Source organism: Paraburkholderia acidicola, assembly GCF_002362315.1.
GTDB classification, from domain to species: Bacteria; Pseudomonadota; Gammaproteobacteria; order Burkholderiales; family Burkholderiaceae; genus Paraburkholderia; species Paraburkholderia acidicola.
Map to the genome: position 1 here is coordinate 1,227,169 of NZ_MTZV01000004.1, position 19,963 is coordinate 1,247,131.

Sequence of the window (19,963 nt, forward strand, 5' to 3'; positions counted from 1 at the left end):
CATAGCGCTTGCAGTTGACCCCCTATCGGTTTATTTCCGAGGGGAAACAAACATGAATCGCCAATTCAAAATGACGACGATCGCCATGTGCGTATCGTCACTGATCGCGCTCTCAGGATGCGGATCGACCGTTACTAAACCAGGTGTGCTGGGAAGCGGCTCCGGCGGCGGAACCATCGGCACCGGAGGTGGAGGCGGTGGTACGGGTACCGGCGGCGGTGGGACGGGTACTGGTGGGGGAGGTGGGAAGACTCCGACTCCGACTCCGACTCCGACTCCGACTCCGACGCCGACGCCGACGCCGACGCCGACGCCGACGCCGACGCCGACTCCGACTCCGACTCCGACTCCGACTCCGACTCCGACTCCGACTCCGACTCCGACGCCTACCCCGACGCCCACCCCGACGCCGACGCCTACTCCGACGCCTACTCCGACGCCGACGCCCACCCCGACGCCCACCCCGACGCCTACTCCGACGCCTACTCCGACGCCGACGCCTACTCCGACGCCGACACCTACTCCGACGCCGACGCCTACCCCGACGCCTACTCCAACACCGACGCCGACGCCGACGCCTACCCCGACGCCTACTCCAACACCGACGCCGACGCCGACGCCCACTCCGACGCCGACGCCGACGCCTACTCCGACGCCGACACCTACTCCGACGCCGACGCCGACGCCTACCCCGACGCCGACGCCTACTCCGACGCCTACTCCGACACCGACGCCTACTCCGACGCCTACTCCGACGCCTACTCCGACGCCGACGCCGACGCCTACTCCGACGCCTACTCCGACGCCGACACCCACCCCGACACCGACACCGACGCCCACTCCGACGCCGACGCCGACGCCTACCCCGACCCCGACGCCGACACCGACGCCCACGCCGACGCCTACTCCGACGCCGACGCCCACTCCGACGCCGACGCCTACTCCGACGCCGACACCCACTCCGACGCCGACGCCTACTCCGACGCCGACACCCACCGGCGCCAACCCGCTCGGCGTAGTCGTCCAGAACGGCGGCAACATCGTCACCGCGACTGGCCAGACCGTCTCTGCGATCGGTAGCCAGATCGGTCTCACACCGATTCCGGGCGGTAACCCCGCAACCACCGCCGCGCTCGGCAACACCGTGTCGAACCTCGGCAATGGTGTAACGGCACTCGGTACCGGCCTGCAGAATGGTCTCGGTCAGCTCGGCAACAGCAACGTGAAGGACCCGCTCGGCATCACGCTGGCCAGTTCCGGTAATCTCGTCAACGATGCAGGACAGGCCGTCAACAATGTCGGTCAGCTCGTCACCAGTCTGGGCACCGGTCCGCTCGCGCCGCTGAGTCCGCTCACCACGCCGCTCGGCGGTCTGGTCTCCGGTGTCGGCAATGCCGTCAGCGGTATCGGTACGCAGCTCGGTACCGCGATCTCCACCGGACCGATCCAGCAGGTCACGCAAACCGTCAGCTCGGTCATCACGCCGATCACTTCGACCGTCTCGGCGACCACTCAGGCCATCGGTGATACGACGGGTCTGGGTGCACCGCTCAACGGACTGCTCTCGACCATCGGTCATGGCCTCGATGCTGCCGGCGCCCAGCTCAGCGGAGCGACTGGCAATCCGATCGGCCAGAACCTGGGCAACGTCGTCACCAAGCTTGGCGACACCGTGACCTCGGCGGGTGGCCTGCTCACCTCGGGAGGCACGGGTTCGGGTAATCCGCTTGCGCCGCTCACCGGGCTGCTCACCTCGCTGCCTGGTACGCTCACCGGCGCGCTCGGTGGCCTCGGTGGTCTGGGCGGTGGACTCGGCGGATCGGGTTCGGGCTCAGGCGGCGGTCCGCTGGCGCCTGTGACCGGCCTGCTCAACACCGTCACCGGAACGCTCACTGGTGCGCTGGGTGGCAGTACGGGTCCGCTCGCACCGGTCACCGGTCTGCTTACTAACGTCACCGGGACGTTGACGGGTGTGCTCGGCGGCCTCGGTGGAGCAACTGGCGGTACTGGTGGCACCGGCGGAACTGGTTCGAACCCGCTGGCTCCTGTCACCGGGCTGCTTGGTTCCCTGACCGGTGCACTCGGTGGGGCTACCGGTGGAACAGGTGGAACCGGCTCGAACCCGCTCGCCCCTGTCACTGGTCTGCTCGGGTCGGTGACCGGTGCGCTCGGTGGCGCAACGGGCGGCTCGACCGGCGGCACAGGCGGAACAGGTGGCTCAAGTGGCTCCGGCGGTCTGGGCGGTCTGCTTTCGCCGGTCACCGGGCTGCTCAACTCGCTCACCGGTGGATTGACCGGCGGGCTCGGTGGAGTCGCCTCGCCCATCACGCCACCCAAGAAATAACGACAGCAGCTCAACACGCCAGGGAGTACGGCGGACCGGGTAACCGGTCCGCCGTTTTTCTTTGTGCCTGCGACGACCGTCCTGTGGTACTCGACGCTCACCTGCTCTGTATGACTGATGCCGCATTCGCCAGGGATACGAAACCGCTTCGCGTTACGTTACGCATCGCCTGCGCGAGTGCCTGTTCCGCGACACATTGGAGCCAGCGAGCTTCATCGACGGACTATGGCGATCCCTTTCCGTTGATTCCATTGGCCTCTACGGTTTGTACCGGCCGCTGGGGAAATTGGCATAGCGCTTGCAGTTGACTCCCTCACTAGATTCTTTACGAGGGGAGGCCAACATGAATCGCCAATTCAAAATGACGACGATCGCCATGTGTGTATCGTCACTGATCGCGCTGACAGGGTGCGGATCGACCGTTACTAAACCAGGTGGTGTGGGAAGTGGTTCCGGTGGTGGAACCATCGGTACTGGAGGTGGAGGAAGCGGTGGTAAAACGCCGACGCCGACGCCTACTCCGACACCGACGCCTACCCCGACACCGACACCGACGCCTACTCCGACGCCGACGCCTACTCCGACGCCGACGCCGACACCGACACCTACTCCGACGCCGACGCCGACGCCCACTCCGACACCGACGCCTACTCCGACGCCGACGCCGACGCCCACTCCGACACCGACGCCTACTCCGACACCGACGCCCACGCCCACCCCGACGCCGACGCCCACTCCGACGCCGACGCCCACTCCGACGCCGACGCCGACGCCGACGCCGACGCCGACGCCCACCCCGACACCGACACCGACACCGACGCCCACTCCGACGCCGACGCCCACGCCGACGCCGACGCCGACGCCGACGCCGACACCTACACCGACGCCTACTCCAACGCCGACACCCACTCCGACGCCGACGCCTACTCCGACGCCGACACCCACCGGCGCCAACCCGCTCGGCGTAGTCGTCCAGAACGGCGGCAACATCGTCACCGCGACTGGCCAGACCGTCTCTGCGATCGGTAGCCAGATCGGTCTCACACCGATTCCGGGCGGTAACCCCGCAACCACCGCCGCGCTCGGCAACACCGTGTCGAACCTCGGCAATGGTGTAACGGCACTCGGTACCGGCCTGCAGAATGGTCTCGGTCAGCTCGGCAACAGCAACGTGAAGGACCCGCTCGGCATCACGCTGGCCAGTTCCGGTAATCTCGTCAACGATGCAGGACAGGCCGTCAACAATGTCGGTCAGCTCGTCACCAGTCTGGGCACCGGTCCGCTCGCGCCGCTGAGTCCGCTCACCACGCCGCTCGGCGGTCTGGTCTCCGGTGTCGGCAATGCCGTCAGCGGTATCGGTACGCAGCTCGGTACCGCGATCTCCACCGGACCGATCCAGCAGGTCACGCAGACTGTCAGCTCGGTCATCACGCCGATCACCTCGACCGTCTCGGCGACCACTCAGGCCATCGGCGATACGACGGGTCTGGGTGCACCGCTCAATGGTCTGCTTTCGACCATCGGTCATGGCCTCGATGCTGCCGGCGCCCAGCTCAGCGGAGCGACTGGCAACCCGATCGGCCAGAACCTGGGCAACGTCGTCACCAAGCTTGGCGACACCGTGACCTCGGCGGGTGGGCTGCTCACCTCGGGAGGCACGGGTTCGGGTAATCCGCTCGCACCGCTCACCGGGCTGCTCACCTCGCTGCCTGGTACGCTTACCGGCGCGCTCGGTGGCCTCGGTGGTCTGGGCGGTGGACTCGGCGGATCGGGTTCTGGCTCAGGCGGCGGTCCGCTGGCGCCTGTGACCGGTCTGCTCAACACCGTCACCGGAACGCTCACTGGTGCGCTGGGTGGCAGTACCGGACCGCTCGCCCCTGTGACCGGTCTGCTCACTAACGTCACCGGGACGTTGACAGGTGTGCTCGGCGGCCTCGGTGGAGCAACTGGCGGTACTGGTGGCACCGGCGGGACTGGTTCGAACCCGCTGGCTCCTGTCACCGGGCTGCTTGGTTCTCTGACCGGTGCACTCGGTGGAGCTACCGGTGGAACAGGTGGAACCGGCTCGAATCCGCTCGCTCCTGTCACTGGTCTGCTCGGTTCGGTGACCGGTGCACTCGGTGGCGCAACGGGCGGCTCGACCGGCGGCACAGGCGGCACGGGTGGCTCAGGTGGCTCCGGCGGTCTGGGCGGTCTGCTTTCGCCGGTCACCGGCTTGCTCAACTCGCTCACCGGTGGATTGACCGGCGGCTCGGGCTCCTCGTCTTCCGGCGGCCTGCTCGGTGGACTCGGATCGCTCGGCACCACACCCAAGAAATAACGGCAACGATCAACACGTCAGGAAGCAAGGCGGACCGGTCACCCGGTCCGCTTTTTTTTCGAACTGTGCTGATCGTTCTACCGGACCAAAGCCCTATCGCCCCGGTTCTGTATGACGGCGCCTGCATTCACCAGGGACGCAAAACCGCTGCGCGTTACGTTACGCATCGCCTGCGCGAGTGCCTGTTCCGCGACACATCGAAGCCGGCGAGCTTCATCGACGGATTTCGGCAACCCGTTCCCATTGATTCCACAAGCCTCGGCGGTTTATGCGAGTCGTCGGAGAAATTGGCATAGCGCTTGCAGTTGACTCCTCCACTAGATTCTTTACGAGGGGAGCACAACATGAATCGCCAATTCAAAATGACAGCGATCGCCGTATGCGTATCGTCGTTGATTGCCCTGACAGGTTGCGGGTCGACCGTCACAAGACCGGGTGGTTTGGGAAGCGGTAGCGGCGGCGGAGGTGGCGGTAGTGGCGGAGGAACGCCTACGCCTACGCCTACGCCTACGCCTACTCCGACACCGACGCCGACGCCCACTCCAACGCCGACGCCAACGCCGACGCCCACCCCGACGCCCACCCCGACGCCGACACCGACACCGACACCGACGCCTACTCCAACACCTAGCGCCAACGCCATCGGCACCGTCGTCCAGAAGACCGGCAACATCGTGACCGCGACTGGCCAGACGGTCTCCGCGATCGGCAGCCAGATCGGCACTACGCCGATTCCCGGTGCCAACCCCGCGACCACGGCCGCGCTCGGTAACGTCGTCTCCAATCTCGGCGCCGGTGTCACTGCGCTCGGCAACGGAACGGCCAACGGTCTCGGCCAGCTCGGCAAGGCCACCGATCCGCTCGGCATTACCCTCGCCAGTTCAGGCAATGTCGTCTACGACGCGGGCCAGGCCGTCAACAACGTTGGGCAACTGGTCACGAGTCTCGGTACTGGACCAACCGCACCGCTGAGCCCACTGACGACGCCGCTCGGTGGCGTGGTATCGACTGTCGGCAATGCCGTCAGCGGTCTCGGTACGCAGCTCGGCAACGCCATCTCCACCGGGCCGATCCAGCAGGTCACGCAGGCTGTCAGTTCGGCAATCACGCCGATTACCTCGACCGTCTCGGCAACCACTCAAACGATTGGCGATGCCACCGGTCTGGGTGCGCCACTCAATGGCCTGCTGTCGACGATCGGTCACGGTCTGGATTCTGCCGGCAGCGCGATCAGCGGAGCGACGGGCAACCCGATCGGTCAGAACCTCGGCAACATCGTCACCAAGGTCGGCGACACCGTCACCTCTGCAGGTGGCTTGCTGACCTCTGGAGGCACGAGTTCGGGCAATCCGCTCGCGCCGCTTACCGGACTGCTCACCTCGCTGCCCGGTACGCTTACCGGCACGCTCGGCGGTCTGGGCGGTGGACTCGGCGGATCGGGTTCTGGCTCAGGCGGTGGTCCGCTGGCGCCTGTGACCGGTCTGCTCAACACCGTCACCGGAACGCTCACCGGTGCGCTGGGCGGCAGCACGGGTCCGCTCGCACCAGTCACCGGTCTGCTCACTAACGTCACAGGAAGTTTGACTGGCGTGCTTGGCGGTCTCGGTGGTGCTACTGGAGGAACCGGCGGAACAGGTTCGAACCCGCTGGCACCTGTCACCGGTCTGCTTGGATCGGTGACCGGCGCACTCGGTGGCGCGACGGGCGGTACAGGAAGCTCGGGTTCGAACCCGCTCGCCCCTGTCACCGGTCTGCTCGGTTCTGTGACCGGCGCACTCGGTGGCGCAACGGGCGGTACAGGCGGAACGAGTGGTTCAAGTGGCTCCGGCGGCCTGGGCGGTCTGCTCGCGCCGGTCACCGGTCTGCTCAATTCGCTCACGGGCGGATTGACCGGCGGCTCGAGTACTTCGTCTTCCGGCGGCCTGCTCGGTGGGCTCGGCTCGCTCGGCACCACACCCAAGAAGTAACGGCAACGTATCAACACTGCAGCAAGCACGGCGGACCGCTAACAACGGTCCGCCGTTTTCCTGAAGCGTCGCTATCGCCCAGCCAGACCCGCTGCGCGATTCACAGCTCGTGATACGTCTCGTACGTCCTGCCGAAGTCATTGCGTTCGAGGAAGTTCGTGAACGTCATCGTCACCGACGCGTCCAGTCCTTCGACGTAGTGCCACCAGCCGATTGGCAGGAACAACAGATCACCGGGCTCGAGCGTGCATTCGATCAGTTGTGCATTCTGCAGCGCCGGGAAACGCGCGAAGTCGACCGCACTGCCGTCCACCTGCGAGTAGCAATGCAGATGGTTGTACATATGCGGCGTATCGCACAACGGCACCAGCTTCACCTGCTTGCGGCCGATCACCTGCGCCATGAAGTTGTTGGTCAGATCGTGATGGAACGGCGTCTTCGTACCGGCCGGCCCAAACCAGAAAAAGCCGTTATCCGGCGACTCCGCATCGAGGTACGCGCGAATCGGTTCGACATCCGACCATAAGTCCACGAGCGCTTCACGATTGTGCGAGGTGTTGTTCGCAGTCATGTAGAAGTCGTTGGTACGACCGCTGCGCTCGATCAGATCGACGTAGTCGCGAAAGCGCATCATGCGCTTGAGCTTCGGTTGATTGATCTCGTAGTTTGTATCGGCTTCGCGGCCGAACTGCACTTCGACCTCGCAATCGCCACAACGCTCGCGGAAGTAATCGAAACTCCACTTCATCCGCGCCGGCCACGTATCGAACGCGCCGGTGATGATCACCGGTCGGTTCTGGAAGTAATACTGCTCGAAGAATTCGTCGTGGGTCAGTTTCTCGCGGCGTTCCACCGTGCCGCCGTTCGCGCGCAGCCGGTTCAGCGTGCCGTACACCGACAGCATCCATTCGCGTTTTCGCAAACGATTGCGCAGTCGCGTGCTACCTAGCAGATAGGGACTCGCCAGCGCGGCCTGTACCTCGCGCGCGGCATCTTCCGCGGCGAAGTCGTGTGAAACGAGCGCGGCCTGAAGCGCATCGGGCGGGACGTCGAGCAACAGGTTCTCGGCAATCCACCGACGCCATTCGTCGTCGATCGGGCGTGTCATTGCAGCCTCTCAGTCAGGTTGTTGTTCTGACGATAGCGTCTCACGCCGCCCACCAAAAGAAAAGGCACCCGGGGGTTTAACCCGGGTGCCTTTTTCGTGCTGCTTCGATGCCGCGCGACAGGTTCGACCCGTCACCCGGCAACCGTCGGAATTACATCTTCACGACGTCGAGCACCGACTTCTTGCCCGCCTTGTAGTTGTACAGCGAGATCACGCCGTGCTGCAGGTCGCCTTTCGAATCGAACGTCGTTTCGCCAATCACGCCCTTGTAGTCGGTCGCCGGCATAGCAGCCAGGATCTTCGCCGGATCGGTCGAGTTAGCACGCTTCATGGCATCGACGATGATGTACACAGCGTCATACGTGAACGGTGCGTAGATCTGGATCGGCTGGCCGAAACGCTTTTCGTACTTCGCTTCGAACGCCTTGCCGCCCGCCATCTTTTCGAGCGCCATACCGGCTTCCGAGCAGACGATGTTGTCGGTAGCGTCGCCGGCGAGATCGGACAGCTTGTCGGTACACACGCCATCGCCTGCCAGCACCTTCGAGCGCAGGCCGAGCTGCTTGGCCTGTTTAGCGAACGGACCGCCGGTGGCATCCATACCGCCGTACATGATCGCGTCGGGGTTTTCGCCCTTGATCTTCGTCAGAATCGCGCGGAAGTCGACGGCCTTGTCGTTGGTCGCGTCATGCGACATCACGTTCAAGCCGAGCGCCTTGGCTTTCTTCTCGAATTCGTTCGCGAGACCCTGGCCATACGCGGTCGAATCGTCGACGATCGCGACGCTCTTCACCTTCAACTGGTTTGCTGCGTAGTTCGCGAGTGCCGGACCTTGCTGCGCATCGGTCGCGACCACACGGTACGTCGTCTTGAAGCCCTGTTGCGTGTAAGCCGGGTTCGTTGCCGACGGCGAGATCTGCACGATGCCTGCATCGCTATAGATCTTCGATGCCGGAATCGAGGTACCGGAGTTCAGGTGGCCCACCACGGCGACGACCTTGTCGTCGACGAGCTTCTGTGCAACCTGAGTACCCGTACGCGGGTCAGCTGCGTCGTCTTGTGCATCGAGTTGCAGCGTGACCTTCTGGCCGCCGATCGTGAGCCCCTTCGCGTTGATTTCTTCTACCGCGAGGCGTGCACCGTTTTCGTTGTCCTTGCCCAGGTGGGCAATGCCGCCGGTCAGCGGTGCGACGTGACCGATCTTGACGACCTCGTCCGCCACCGCGGTCGTTGCCATCGTAGCGAACAGCATGGCCGCAGCGCTGATCGGCAACAGCTTTTGAAGCTTGATATTCATGTAAGTCTCCAGTTTCGGTCCCATAAGCAACGTAATCGCCCTGTGCCCCCGCTCCATCCCTGCTTGTCCCGTGGACGATCACGCCGGATGCATCGTTCATGCACTTGGCCAGCACGTGTGTCGACCTGTTTATGACAGGTGCCTACCCGTACTTGCGCGCAAGTGTAGGCGATCAAATTAATTTAGGGGATTTTTTTGGGAAACTGGGATCACTACCAATAGCGCTTATTCGATAAGAGCCCTCGTAGAAACCCCAGTGATACACGGAAAGCACCAGCCCATGCGGGTTTCCGCCAGGTACCCGGTGCGCCGGATGCTCCGCCAACAGTCCAGCTAAAGATAGAGACGACAATACCGTTAATAGTTTGAATAGCCATTGCAAACACAAGAACAATTGATGAAAACGAGCGCGTGAGTGCGGTGCACTTCAATGGCGGGATGCCTGGGTGTTCACAGTGCCAAAAAATGAATAATCGACATCGTTTCAATCCGCTTACGGGAACGACGTGGCGCGTCGCGATCGGCCGGGCACCCGCACTGCAAGCCGATTCTTTTGATGGCACACTGACCGGCCCCGACATCAACCGCTTTTGTTCCAGGAGAACAGTGTGAGCACGACTTCGCGATGGATCGACATTCCGGCCGGCGCCGACAGCTTCGAAGGTTATCTGGCGCTGCCGCAGAGCGGCAAGGGGCCGGCGGTCATCATCATTCAGGAAATTTTCGGCGTGAACAGCCACATCCGCACGGTCGCCGATCAGTACGCGGCTGACGGCTATGTCGCATTCGCACCGGACATCTTCTGGCGCACGCAACCGCGCGTCGAGCTGACTTATGCCGGCTCGGACCGCGATAAAGGAATCGAGCTGATGCAGAAGACCGATGTCGGTCTCGCAGTCGCCGACATCGGCGCGAGCGCCGCGGCGCTGCGCGCGCGGCCCGAAGTGACCGGCAAGATCGCGGCAATCGGCTACTGCTTCGGCGGCCGGCTCGCTTACCTCGCAGCAGCGCAGGGCACGGTCGACGCAGCGGTCGCGTATTACGGCGGCGGCATTCAGAACGCACTCGACGAAGCGCCGAAGATCAAGGTACCCATTCTGTTCCACTACGCCGAACTCGATCACGGCATTCCGTTGTCGGCAGTGGGCGAGGTGAAAGAGCGTTTCGCGGGTCGCGACGATGCCGAATTCCACGTGTATGCCGGCGCCGACCACGGCTTCAACTGCACCGACCGCGCGTCGTATAACCAGCACGCGTCGGCGCTCGCGCACGGCCGCACGCTGACGTTCCTCGGCGAACGGCTGTAACGCTCGCGTGCAAGCGGACTACCTCGCGCACGACGCAACCGGCCTCGCCGAACTGATCCGCACGCGCGAAGCCAGCGCGCGCGAGTTGCTCGACATCGCCATCGCGCGTGCCGAGGCGGTCAATCCGGCGATCAACGCGATCGTCCTGAAGGACTACGACGCGGCTCGCCAGCGCGCCGCGCGTCATGAAGCGAACGGCGCCGGGCAGGGGCCGCTCGCTGGTGTGCCGTATCTGATGAAGGATCTCGGTGCGGCGATGGCGGGGCTGCGTCTGTCGATGGGTAGCCGCCACTTCCGGCACTACGTTCCCACCGAAGACGCACCGATCGTCGCGCTCACAAAAGCGGCCGGTCTGAACATCTTCGGCAAGACGAACACGCCGGAACTCGGCCAGATGCCGTACACGGAACCCCAACTGTTCGGACCGTGCCGCAACCCATGGAGTCTCGATCACACGCCCGGTGGATCGAGCGGTGGGGCGGCAGCAGCGGTCGCCGCAGGCATCGTGCCGCTTGCGCATGCGGCAGATGGCGGCGGCTCAATCCGCATCCCCGCATCGTGCTGCGGATTGTTCGGACTCAAGCCGTCGCGCGGTCGCACACCTTCGGCCGGCGATCCGCTGCCCGGCGACATGGGCATCGATCATGCAATTTCTCGCAGCGTGCGCGACAGCGCACTGCTGCTCGATCTCACGTCGGGCAACGCGCATCTGCCGACGGGTGCGCCCGGGACGTTCGTCGGCGCGCTGAAGGAACCGGTCAAGCCGCTGCATATCGGCTATCTGAGCGAAGCGATGTTCGCGCCCACGCTATCCGGCGATGTACGCGCCTCACTCGACGACGCGGCGCAACTGGCTGCATCGCTGGGACACCATATCGAGCCGGTGTCGTCCGGCGTCGATTTCATCGCCGCGCGCGATGCGTTCCTCGCCGTGTGGTCGGTGATCGCAGAAGACGCCGTACTGCGTGCCGAAAGTGTCTCCGGCCGCAAACCGCTGAAAGCGGACTTCGAAATCGCCACGTGGGCAATGGCGCATATCGGTCGCAAGTTCGGCGCGCGCACGCTGGCCGGCGCACTCGAGACACAACGTCTGATCACCGCCCGGGTCACCGATCTGCTGTCGCGTTACGACGTAATTCTGTGCGCGACGCTCGCGTCCGCGCCGATCAGGATCGGCGAGATGAAACCGACGTCGTGGGAGCGTCTGCAGATGCGCGCGGTCACCGCGCTTCCGCTCGAACCGCTGATGCGCAAACTGCTCACCGAAGCATCGAACAAGGCGTTCGCGTGGGCCGGTTGCACGGAGCTGTTCAATATGACCGGGCACCCCGCCATGTCGGTGCCGCTGTACTGGAATGCGCGCGGGTTGCCGGTCGGCGTGCAGTTCGCAGCGCGCGCGGGCGCTGAAGCGACGTTGCTGCAGCTGGCGACACAACTGGAAGCGGCGCGTCCGTGGTTCGACCGGCGGCCGCCGTTAATGCCTGCGCGTGGGTGAACCTGTCGCGGTTCCGCATTCACGCCACGCGCAGCCAGCGCTGCTCTGCTGGAATCAGGCCTTCTTGTTATAGGCGCTGCACCACCCCTTGCTGGACACCTGCTTGCCACCGAACATCGGACAGGCACCCCAGGGATCGGCGGCCTTGCCCTGGTAGAAGCTGCAGTTGCCGCAATCCTGGCCGGCGGCGTACTTCGCATACTTCGCCTTGTCGACCTTGGTGGCGTCTTCCTTGTAGCCGAGCGCCTGCGCGGTCGGATCGGCTTCGGTCACCTTGGCGGCATCGGCTGCGAAAGCCTGGCGGGACAGCGCGAGCGTCGACGCAACGCCGATACTCGTAATCAAAAACGTACGACGGGATGACTTCATGGGGACTCACTCCATTCTTATTGAACTCAACGCCGTTCTGACGACGACGCGCCCCAAGCATAGCAACGAAGCACCCGTACGTGCTCGCTCAAATGACAGAGATAAACGAATCGCTACTGCGACACGCGAGCGCAGGGTTGCGGTTATGCGTAGCCGGTAAGTTCGCAGACGCGCTGCGCGATCGCGAGCGACGCCGTCAGTCCCGGCGACTCGATGCCGAACAGATTGACGAGCCCACGCACACCGTGCGCGGCCGGTCCCTGAATCAGAAAGTCGGCAGCGGGTTCGCCCGGGCCGGAGAGTTTCGGCCGGATGCCGGCGTAGGCCGGTTGAAGCGCTGCATCGGGTAACGCTGGCCAGTACGCGCGGATCGCCGCATAGAACGAGTCCGCGCGATGCGGATCGACGTCATAGCCGATCGCGTCGACCCATTCGACATCGGGACCGAAGCGCGCCTGGCCGCCGAGATCGATGGTCAGATGCACACCGAGTCCCGCTTCGTTCGGCATCGGATAAATGAGGCGGCTAAACGGCGCGTGACCCGACACGCTGAAGTAGTTGCCACGTGCGAGAAATAGCGGCGGCACATGTCGCGCGTCGAGCCCACGGATGCTGCGCGCCAGCGCGTTCGCATACAACCCCGCGCTGTTCACGACGCAACCGGCGCTGATCGTCGTCGGCGCCGCGCCGCCCACTTTGACGATGAACCGCCCGTTGCTCGCCTCGATTGATTCGACCGGCGCATGAAACGCGCACACCGCGCCGTCGCGTTCGGCATCGCCCTGGAGCGCAAGCATCAATTGATGGCTATCGACGATCCCCGTTTGCGGCGAAAACACCGCAGCGACACATTGCAGTGCCGGTTCGAGCGCCTGCGCTTCCGCGCCACTGATCCGCAGCAGGTCGAGCACACCGTTTTCCTTGCCGCGCGCCGCAATGCTTTCGAGCTGCGCAATCTGGTTGGGCGCCGTCGCAACCAGCAACTTACCGCACCGCTGATGCGGCACGCCGCGCGCCGCGCAGTACTCATAGAGCAGTTCGCGACCGCGCACGCACAACGACGCTTTTAGCGAACCGCGCGGATAGTAGAGCCCCGCATGAATCACTTCGCTGTTACGCGAACTGGTGCCGACACCGATCGCTTCCGCCGCTTCGACAACGATCACTTCGCGTCCGCGCGCAGCCAGCGCGCGCGCCACGGCGAGGCCGACTACACCCGCGCCGATCACTACACATTCGATCTGATCCATGGGTCTCGCAGCGGCGCCTGGCGCCGTGCTTCGTCTCGCTCAATTGCTGCCTGACTGCTGGATGGGAACAGGGTGGGGTCGCGATCGACACCAACGCGCTACAACGCGCTGTGTGTCGCCGCGAACCTCATCCGCATTTGTCGAAATTGTACGACGCGGAACAAAAAACCCGCAGAAGCGTTCAGAACCCGATCGGTTTGCGGCGCGAGCCGTAGTCGAGACGAATGTCGTCGGGTTCGATCTGCTCGTGACCGGCAATCCGCGCCGCGCCGAATCCGTTGAGAATCGCCCGGCGCATTTCGCGTGGCGACGCCTGGGTCAGCGCGTCGAGCGTCCGGTCATCGAGTTGCGTCGGAAAACGCACGCCCCAACCGTGCGCCGTGCGGATCTCGTCGTAGATTGCCTGCGCGATGCGGCGCGCGCCGTCGCGATCAGGCGGCGGGATTTCGTACACGTTCATGCGGTTCAGGATCGGCTCGGGAATCGCGCGTTCGTCGTTGGCCGTCGCGATCCAGATCACGTGGCCCGCGTTGATCGGCACTTCGGCGAATTCATCGATGAAGGTCTGCGCGGTATCGTGTTCGAGCAACGCGTACAGCGCGCCGAGCGGATCGTATTGGGAATCGCCGGTGGCCTTGTCGATTTCGTCGACCACGATGACCGGATTCGCGTAGCTGCCGTGCACGAGCGCGTCGAATACCTTGCCGGGTTTCGCGTTCTTCCATTGCGACGATGCACCCGAGAGTATCCAGCCCGCCGTCAACGAACTCATCGCGATGTAGTGATACGCGGTGCCCAGCAAACGCGCGAGATGCTTCGCAAAATGCGTCTTGCCGATGCCGGGGTCGCCAAGCAGCAGGATTGGCATCAGTTCGAGCCGGTCCTCGGTTTCGATGCACAGCGCGACCTGGCGACGCACATCGTCGAGCGGTTCTTCGAAGTTCGGCAGCGCGCCGATCAGATCGTCGATCGATGGCATCCGGTTCGGCTTGACGCAGAAGCGCAGGTTGCCGATCTTCAGCATCTTCTCGTACGTCGTGCGCAACGCGTCGTTCGCACCATCGCCAAGCTCGTTCAGCGCAGACTCGATCCGGTCGAGATCGTAGACCTTGCTGAACGACGCCACGGCGATTTCCTGCTTGATCATGGCTGTCGTCATCGTTCACCCCGTCGTGCTGGACCCGCAGGTGCGGCATTTTTGCGCACCCTTATGAGTCAGTGTAGCGATGCACAATTTGCGCGCAAGCGAGCAGCCGCGTGTGTTTGCTGCTAACAGGCACAGCGCATGCTCTATCTGATCGATACGGATTCCCGTCAGCAACTGAAATGCACTCTTGCAGAACCCGCCGCGCGATCGGCGGTCAGAGAACCGTTATTGCCATCAGGCGTAAGATGAGCGCCTGTTCCATCGGCAGGATGCAGGCGCCGGAGATCGTTCTCATGTGGAAAACCAGTATCGCCGCCGTGCTGTTCGGCACTGCACTGCTCGCGCATGCGCAGGAGTCGGCGCAGCCGGTCGTGCAATGGCAGTTGCAAGTCGTGCGCGACGGCCAGCAGATCGACGCGTTCGACGGTACGACGACCGTCGGCCAGGCGCGCACGGACACGCATCATCATGTCGTGCAACACAACCTCGGCTGCAAGGATCAACCGGCCGGCAGCATCGATCTGTTGCGCACGCTCACCGTGTCGCCGACCCAGGTCGACGCGAACACCGTGACGCTCGCCATCGATGCACAGGAAACCCTCGAAGACGACAGCGCGCAGCAAACCAGCGAAGGCTGCAAGCTGCCGCCGCAACCGCGCGTCGTGAACGCCAGTCATCCGGGCCTGCAGGTCAAGACCGGTGAATGGACTGCATGGACGATCGTCGACAAGAATCCGATGCTCGTCTACCGCGTGCGCGCCAGTCTCGCGAATCACTCATGACATCGACAAAAGACGTGGACGACGCGGCATGCGAAACCCCGAGGATCTGATTCGCGACATCGCGCAGCCGAAAGACTTCATTGCGGTGAGCTGGAACCTGCACAAGGGCCGCTCGCCGCTCGGCTTTCAGGCATGGCAGGCGATGCAGCGCTGGGTGCAGTCGACGCACGCCGATGCGTATTTCCTGCAGGAAGCGATGGCGCGGCGCATGCCGGCGCCGGTTCTGTCGAGTACTTTCGGCGCACCGCTCACCGATCCAGCCGATGATGTCTGGCATTGCCAGGCCACCGAAATCGCCCGCGCGCTCGAACTCGAAATCGCGCTTGGGCCGAATGTGTTCAAACCTTCATGGCGCCACGGCAATGCGATCCTGTCGCCGCATCCGCTTGATCTCGGCGGACGCTGGGACATCTCCGCACATCGCTTCGAGCGACGCGGTCTGCTGGTCGCGCGCGCGACGTTCGCGGGGCACTCGGTGACGTTGCTGTGTGCGCATCTTGCGCTCACGCGCGCCGCCCGCCTGCGGCAGATGAACTGGATCGCACACTGGATCGCGAAAGAAGCGCCAAGCGGCCCACTCGTACTCGCCGGCGATTTCAACGACTGGCGCAACGACTCGGTGCCGCTTTTCGGCGAGCACGGACTGCATGAAGTCGCCACGCTGCTCGGCGAACCGGGGCGAACGTTCCCGGCGTTTTCACCGGCGCTCGCGCTCGACAAGATGTTCGTGCGCGACATGAAGCCGATCGAATGGATTCCGCCTGCCCAGGAAACGGCATGGCTGTCGGATCATCTTCCGTATATGGCGCGCCTGCAGGTCGGCTGAACCGGGCCTATCAGAAACGCTGCGGCGTCCACACGATGCGTGCAGTAATCGCTTCGCCTGGCATCAGCACCTGGCCGCCCGCGTGCCCGGGTGTCTCGCCTGCGTTGAACGAGTCGGTTGTGTTCGTCACCGGCTCGACGCACAGCAAATCTTCGTTCGCCGGAGCGAACACCACCAGATGATCGAATGGCGCCTCGGCGGTCAACGTCAGGCGGCGCCGCTCGTCGGTCCACGTCACGATCGCCTCGTGCGCCCAGCCCGCAAAATTGTTGTCGAGATCGAAAGCGTCGGCAGGCATGCCGCTGCGCAGCGCATCGACGGCCGGGTGCGGGCCCAGATGCGTTGGCAGCACGTCGCGGTCCGCGTGCCACATCGCCTGCACCTGCGCGTGAACCTGCGTGTGCGGCGTGCGCGGGTAATACGGGTGATGGCCCATACCGAACGGCATCGGGCGATCGGAGCGGTTGTGTGCGCTCAACGTCAGATGCAGCGCTCCGCCGATCAACTCGATACGCTGCTGCGCGTCGTAGTGAAACGGCCAGTCGCCACGCCGCCGGACGTCCGGCACATGTTCGAAATGCAACTCGAGTGCGCTCGGTGTGCGCGTACCGACACTCCAGGCGCGACGCCAGGCGTGACCATGCAGCGCGTGCGGAAAGCGATTGCCGTCGCCGGCGAGGTCGACCGTGCGCCCCTCGAATTCGAAGCGCGCATCGCGAATGCGGTTACAGTACGGAAACAGTGGGAAGCTGCCCATTCGCAACGGATCGCGTGCGTTGAGCGCAGATTGCGTCGCTGGCCGGAACCAATGTAACGGGCCCGTAGTCGAGACATCGTAGTACGACGCAATCGAGCCGCCGATATGTGGCGCCACCGTCAGCCGCGTGTCGCCGCTGCTCAGTTCGATCAAGGCGGCATCGGCCTGCGGCGCATGGAACGACGCGGCGCGGGGAACAGATACGGGGGTACTCGGAGATGCGTCGCGCATGGTCGGATAGAAGCGGCGGTTGAGGGTCGGAAACGGCCCGGCGCGTCTGAGAATCGCACGACACAGCAGTATTGGTCAATATTATTAGTAATAAATTGTCATATGTTTCCAGTACACGGCGCTGCCCCGTAGAGCCATCCAGACGGGTTTTGGCGCGTTGCCGGGCACATATTATTAGTGGTACCGTCAATCCAGCCGGTTTTCCGGCATTTCCTGCTCTTGCCGCCGCGGCCGCGCGGTCAGCCTTATGAAGAAAACGACTCAACGCCGTCCTACGATGACTGACATCGCCAAACTCACTGGCGTGTCCCAATCTTCAGTCTCACTGGTGCTGAACAACGCGACGGGCGCCAAGTTCTCCGAAGCCACCCGCAACAAGGTGCTCAAGGCGGCCCACGATCTCGGCTACCGGCTCGCGACGCGCGCACCGGTCGCGCCATCCAAGGACGAACGCAACCTGATCGTCTACCTGGCCGACGAAATCTCGACGAGCCCGCACCCGGTCGTCAACATCGACGGCGCGCGCGACGCGGCCTACGCGAACGGCAAGATGCTCGCGGTCTACTCCACCCATGGCAACGCCGACATCGAGCAGCAGGTGCTCGACACCGTGCTGTCGAGCCCGAACGTCTTCGGCGTGGTCTACGCAACGGTCTACACGCGCAAGGTCAGCCTGCCGGCCGCGCTGTCGCGCGTGCCGACCGTGCTGCTGAACTGCTACACGAGCGAGGGCGGCCAGTCGTCGGTGGTGCCGGCCGAGGTGGCAGGCGGCCACGTCGCAACCGAATACCTGCTGCGTGCCGGCCACCGGCGGATCGGCTACATCAACGGCGAGCCCTGGCAGGACGCGTCGAAAGACCGGCTGAAGGGTTACCGCACGGCGCTCGCCACCGCCGACCTGCCGTACACACCCGAGCTGGTGCGCGACGGCGACTGGAGCTCCGGCACCGGTTTCGAGCAAACGTTGTCCTTGATGCGCGAGCCGAATCCGCCTTCTGCGATCTTCTGCGCGAACGACCTGATGGCGCTCGGCGCGATCGAAGCGCTCAAACAGCTCGGCCACCGCGTACCCGAAGATGTTTCGGTGCTCGGTTACGACGATCAGGAGATTGCGCGTCACACACATCCGGCACTCTCCACGGTCGTGCTGCCGAATTACGAGCTGGGCCGCTGGGCTGTCGAAACCCTGCTGCAGGAAGAGCACAACCGTGCCGCCGGCGCGCCGGTGCGGCACCGGATGGTCAAACTCGATGGTCCGCTGGTCGAACGCAGTTCGGTGAGGGTAATCACCGAGACAGAACAGCCAGTGACTAATATTATTATTGATTGACCAATAATAATTTCGAGTGGAATAATCGGCGGGTCCGGGAATCTTCGTGTGGGGATGCGTCGGACCGCAACACCACAAAAGCACAAACAACCCACCAGGCACTGGAGGAAGACATGGCGTCGCACAATCGGCAATTGAGCCGGCTGCGGGTTCATCCGCTGGCCGGATCGTTTCAGGTACTGACACTCGCACTGACACTCGGTCTCGGGGCGGCCGCGGCACATGCCGACGACGCGCTCCCCAAGCTGCCGAACAAAACCCCGCTGAAGGTCGGCTTCGCGCAGACCGAGAGCAACAACCCGTGGCGGCTCGCCGAAACGAAGAGCTTCAAGGACGTCGCCGCAAAATGCGGCTGGCAGCTCGTGATGACCGACGCCAACAGCTCGAACTCGAAGCAGGTGTCCGACATCCAGAGCATGATCGCGCAGCACGTCGATCTGCTCGTGTTCCCGCCGCGCGAAGAAAAGCCGCTCGCACCGGTCGTGCTGCAGGCGAAGAAGGCCGGCATTCCGGTGATCCTCGTCGATCGTGACGTCGATCAGTCGGTGGCGAAAGCGGGTCGCGACTACATCACGTTCATCGGTTCGGACTTCATCGATCAGGGCCACCGCGCCGCCGACTGGCTCGTCAAGGCGACCAGCGGCAAGGCGAAGATCATCGAGCTCGAAGGCACGACCGGCGCTTCCGCCGCCAACGATCGCAAGAAGGGCTTCGACGAAGTCATCGCGAAGAATCCGGGCATGCAGATCATCGCGTCGCAAAGCGGCGACTTCGCGCGCGACAAGGGCCGTCAGGTGATGGAGACGTTGTTGCAGGCGCATCCGGACGTAACCGCGGTGTACGCGCATAACGACGAAATGGCGCTCGGCGCGATCGCTGCGATCAAGGCAGCCGGCAAGCAGCCGGGCAAGGACATCCAGATCGTGACGATCGACGGTACAAAGGGCGGCATGGACGCGATCGCCGCCGGCGAACTCGGTGCAAGCGTGCAGTCGAGCCCGTTCTTCGGTGCACTCGCCTGCGACGTCGCACAGCGTTATGCGAAGGGCGAAAAGATTCCGACGTGGGTCAAGGTCTCGGATCGCTTCTACGACAAGAGCAACGTGCAGCAGAGCATGCAGTACGGCTATTGATTGAAACGTAACGAGGTAACGCGGGGCCGGCGTGCAACGCGACCCGCTCCGCGGTTCACGGGCAGTGCGTGAGCGGAGAGCGTCGTGCACTCCGCTGACGGGAAGGTTGGAAGCGGCGCGCCCGCAACAGGCGTAGAGCATCGCGCGGGCCGCCGCTTCGCTTTGTCCGGCGTACCATCACCTTGCGGCGCGGCCAGTATGCCCGCCGCGCGAAATACAGCATCGCATCCGGAGGACCCCGTGACGGCATCCGCCAGCCAGGCGCCACCCTCTCCCGACCTGCTTCGTTCGACGCTGCTG

General features: G+C 64.0%; 15 protein-coding genes. 9 read left to right on the forward strand and 6 right to left on the reverse strand.

Features of this window, described 5'->3' with window-relative positions:
• Positions 1–52 precede the first annotated feature (52 nt).
• The 3 genes from BWP39_RS32100 (at position 53) to BWP39_RS15850 (ending at position 6,631) form a co-directional block, all read left to right on the forward strand.
• Positions 53–2,344 carry a collagen-like triple helix repeat-containing protein gene (locus BWP39_RS32100; protein ID WP_207556840.1) on the forward strand — a complete coding sequence of 764 codons (2,292 nt, stop codon included), beginning with the start codon at positions 53–55 and terminating at the stop codon, positions 2,342–2,344.
• A 343-nt stretch (positions 2,345–2,687) separates the two neighbouring features.
• On the forward strand, positions 2,688–4,664 hold the full coding sequence (locus BWP39_RS15845) for a collagen-like triple helix repeat-containing protein (protein WP_096721675.1): 1,977 nt from the start codon (positions 2,688–2,690) through the stop codon (positions 4,662–4,664).
• Between the two features lie 344 nt (positions 4,665–5,008).
• On the forward strand, positions 5,009–6,631 hold the full coding sequence (locus BWP39_RS15850) for a collagen-like triple helix repeat-containing protein (RefSeq protein ID WP_096721677.1): 1,623 nt from the start codon (positions 5,009–5,011) through the stop codon (positions 6,629–6,631).
• Positions 6,632–6,731: 100 nt separating this feature from the next.
• On the opposite strand, the gene BWP39_RS15855 is transcribed toward BWP39_RS15850, so the two are convergent.
• Both BWP39_RS15855 and BWP39_RS15860 read right to left on the reverse strand, forming a co-directional pair.
• The gene (locus tag BWP39_RS15855; RefSeq protein ID WP_096721679.1) at positions 6,732–7,739 is read right to left on the reverse strand and encodes a cupin-like domain-containing protein; all 1,008 of its coding nucleotides are present in this window, start codon (positions 7,737–7,739) and stop codon (positions 6,732–6,734) included.
• Between the two features lie 151 nt (positions 7,740–7,890).
• Positions 7,891–9,036: a branched-chain amino acid ABC transporter substrate-binding protein gene (locus BWP39_RS15860; RefSeq protein WP_096721681.1), complete on the reverse strand. Its 1,146-nt coding sequence runs from the start codon at positions 9,034–9,036 to the stop codon at positions 7,891–7,893.
• A gap of 608 nt (positions 9,037–9,644) precedes the next feature.
• On the opposite strand from BWP39_RS15860, the gene BWP39_RS15865 reads away from it, so the two are divergent.
• Entirely contained in the window at positions 9,645–10,343 is a 699-nt protein-coding gene (locus BWP39_RS15865) for a dienelactone hydrolase family protein (protein ID WP_096722645.1), read from the forward strand.
• 7 nt (positions 10,344–10,350) lie between these two features.
• Positions 10,351–11,838 carry an amidase gene (locus BWP39_RS15870; protein ID WP_096721683.1) on the forward strand — a complete coding sequence of 496 codons (1,488 nt, stop codon included), beginning with the start codon at positions 10,351–10,353 and terminating at the stop codon, positions 11,836–11,838.
• 54 nt (positions 11,839–11,892) lie between these two features.
• Here BWP39_RS15870 and BWP39_RS15875 read toward each other — a convergent pair whose 3' ends face one another.
• From BWP39_RS15875 to BWP39_RS15885, 3 genes are all read right to left on the reverse strand, one after another.
• Positions 11,893–12,207 carry a high-potential iron-sulfur protein gene (locus tag BWP39_RS15875; RefSeq protein WP_091019523.1) on the reverse strand — a complete coding sequence of 105 codons (315 nt, stop codon included), beginning with the start codon at positions 12,205–12,207 and terminating at the stop codon, positions 11,893–11,895.
• Positions 12,208–12,350: 143 nt separating this feature from the next.
• On the reverse strand, positions 12,351–13,457 hold the full coding sequence (locus BWP39_RS15880; protein ID WP_096721686.1) for an NAD(P)/FAD-dependent oxidoreductase: 1,107 nt from the start codon (positions 13,455–13,457) through the stop codon (positions 12,351–12,353).
• A 181-nt stretch (positions 13,458–13,638) separates the two neighbouring features.
• The gene (locus BWP39_RS15885) at positions 13,639–14,616 is read right to left on the reverse strand and encodes an AAA family ATPase (RefSeq protein ID WP_096721688.1); all 978 of its coding nucleotides are present in this window, start codon (positions 14,614–14,616) and stop codon (positions 13,639–13,641) included.
• Positions 14,617–14,897: 281 nt separating this feature from the next.
• Between BWP39_RS15885 and BWP39_RS15890 the strand changes: the two genes are divergently transcribed.
• Together BWP39_RS15890 and BWP39_RS15895 are read left to right on the forward strand one after the other, a co-directional pair.
• Positions 14,898–15,386 (forward strand): hypothetical protein, encoded by a 489-nt coding sequence (locus BWP39_RS15890; RefSeq protein ID WP_096722647.1) that lies wholly within the window; start codon positions 14,898–14,900, stop codon positions 15,384–15,386.
• A gap of 28 nt (positions 15,387–15,414) precedes the next feature.
• Positions 15,415–16,212, forward strand: a complete 798-nt coding sequence (locus BWP39_RS15895; RefSeq protein ID WP_096721690.1) for an endonuclease/exonuclease/phosphatase family protein — start codon at positions 15,415–15,417, stop codon at positions 16,210–16,212.
• Between the two features lie 10 nt (positions 16,213–16,222).
• Here BWP39_RS15895 and BWP39_RS15900 read toward each other — a convergent pair whose 3' ends face one another.
• Positions 16,223–17,200 carry an aldose 1-epimerase gene (locus BWP39_RS15900; RefSeq protein ID WP_096721692.1) on the reverse strand — a complete coding sequence of 326 codons (978 nt, stop codon included), beginning with the start codon at positions 17,198–17,200 and terminating at the stop codon, positions 16,223–16,225.
• A 277-nt stretch (positions 17,201–17,477) separates the two neighbouring features.
• Here BWP39_RS15900 and BWP39_RS15905 point away from each other — a divergent pair, with 277 nt between their 5' ends.
• Both BWP39_RS15905 and BWP39_RS15910 read left to right on the forward strand, forming a co-directional pair.
• Positions 17,478–18,530, forward strand: coding sequence for a LacI family DNA-binding transcriptional regulator (locus BWP39_RS15905; protein ID WP_096722649.1), 1,053 nt, complete (start codon positions 17,478–17,480; stop codon positions 18,528–18,530).
• A 113-nt stretch (positions 18,531–18,643) separates the two neighbouring features.
• Complete coding sequence (locus tag BWP39_RS15910) at positions 18,644–19,663, forward strand: ABC transporter substrate-binding protein (RefSeq protein ID WP_096721694.1); 1,020 nt, start codon at positions 18,644–18,646, stop codon at positions 19,661–19,663.
• Positions 19,664–19,963 lie beyond the last annotated feature (300 nt).

Bases quoted from the DNA above. Each gene is read 5' to 3' on its own strand.
- BWP39_RS15900 (WP_096721692.1), bottom strand. From the start codon at position 17,200: ATGCGCGACGCATCTCCGAGTACCCCCGTATCTGTTCCCCGCGCCGCG.
- BWP39_RS15850 (WP_096721677.1), top strand. From the start codon at position 5,009: ATGAATCGCCAATTCAAAATGACAGCGATCGCCGTATGCGTATCGTCG.
- BWP39_RS15875 (WP_091019523.1), bottom strand. From the start codon at position 12,207: ATGAAGTCATCCCGTCGTACGTTTTTGATTACGAGTATCGGCGTTGCG.
- BWP39_RS15880 (WP_096721686.1), bottom strand. From the start codon at position 13,457: ATGGATCAGATCGAATGTGTAGTGATCGGCGCGGGTGTAGTCGGCCTC.
- BWP39_RS15890 (WP_096722647.1), top strand. From the start codon at position 14,898: ATGTGGAAAACCAGTATCGCCGCCGTGCTGTTCGGCACTGCACTGCTC.
- BWP39_RS15860 (WP_096721681.1), bottom strand. From the start codon at position 9,036: ATGAATATCAAGCTTCAAAAGCTGTTGCCGATCAGCGCTGCGGCCATG.
- BWP39_RS32100 (WP_207556840.1), top strand. From the start codon at position 53: ATGAATCGCCAATTCAAAATGACGACGATCGCCATGTGCGTATCGTCA.
- BWP39_RS15845 (WP_096721675.1), top strand. From the start codon at position 2,688: ATGAATCGCCAATTCAAAATGACGACGATCGCCATGTGTGTATCGTCA.
- BWP39_RS15885 (WP_096721688.1), bottom strand. From the start codon at position 14,616: ATGACGACAGCCATGATCAAGCAGGAAATCGCCGTGGCGTCGTTCAGC.
- BWP39_RS15895 (WP_096721690.1), top strand. From the start codon at position 15,415: ATGCGAAACCCCGAGGATCTGATTCGCGACATCGCGCAGCCGAAAGAC.
- BWP39_RS15905 (WP_096722649.1), top strand. From the start codon at position 17,478: ATGACTGACATCGCCAAACTCACTGGCGTGTCCCAATCTTCAGTCTCA.
- BWP39_RS15910 (WP_096721694.1), top strand. From the start codon at position 18,644: ATGGCGTCGCACAATCGGCAATTGAGCCGGCTGCGGGTTCATCCGCTG.
- BWP39_RS15855 (WP_096721679.1), bottom strand. From the start codon at position 7,739: ATGACACGCCCGATCGACGACGAATGGCGTCGGTGGATTGCCGAGAAC.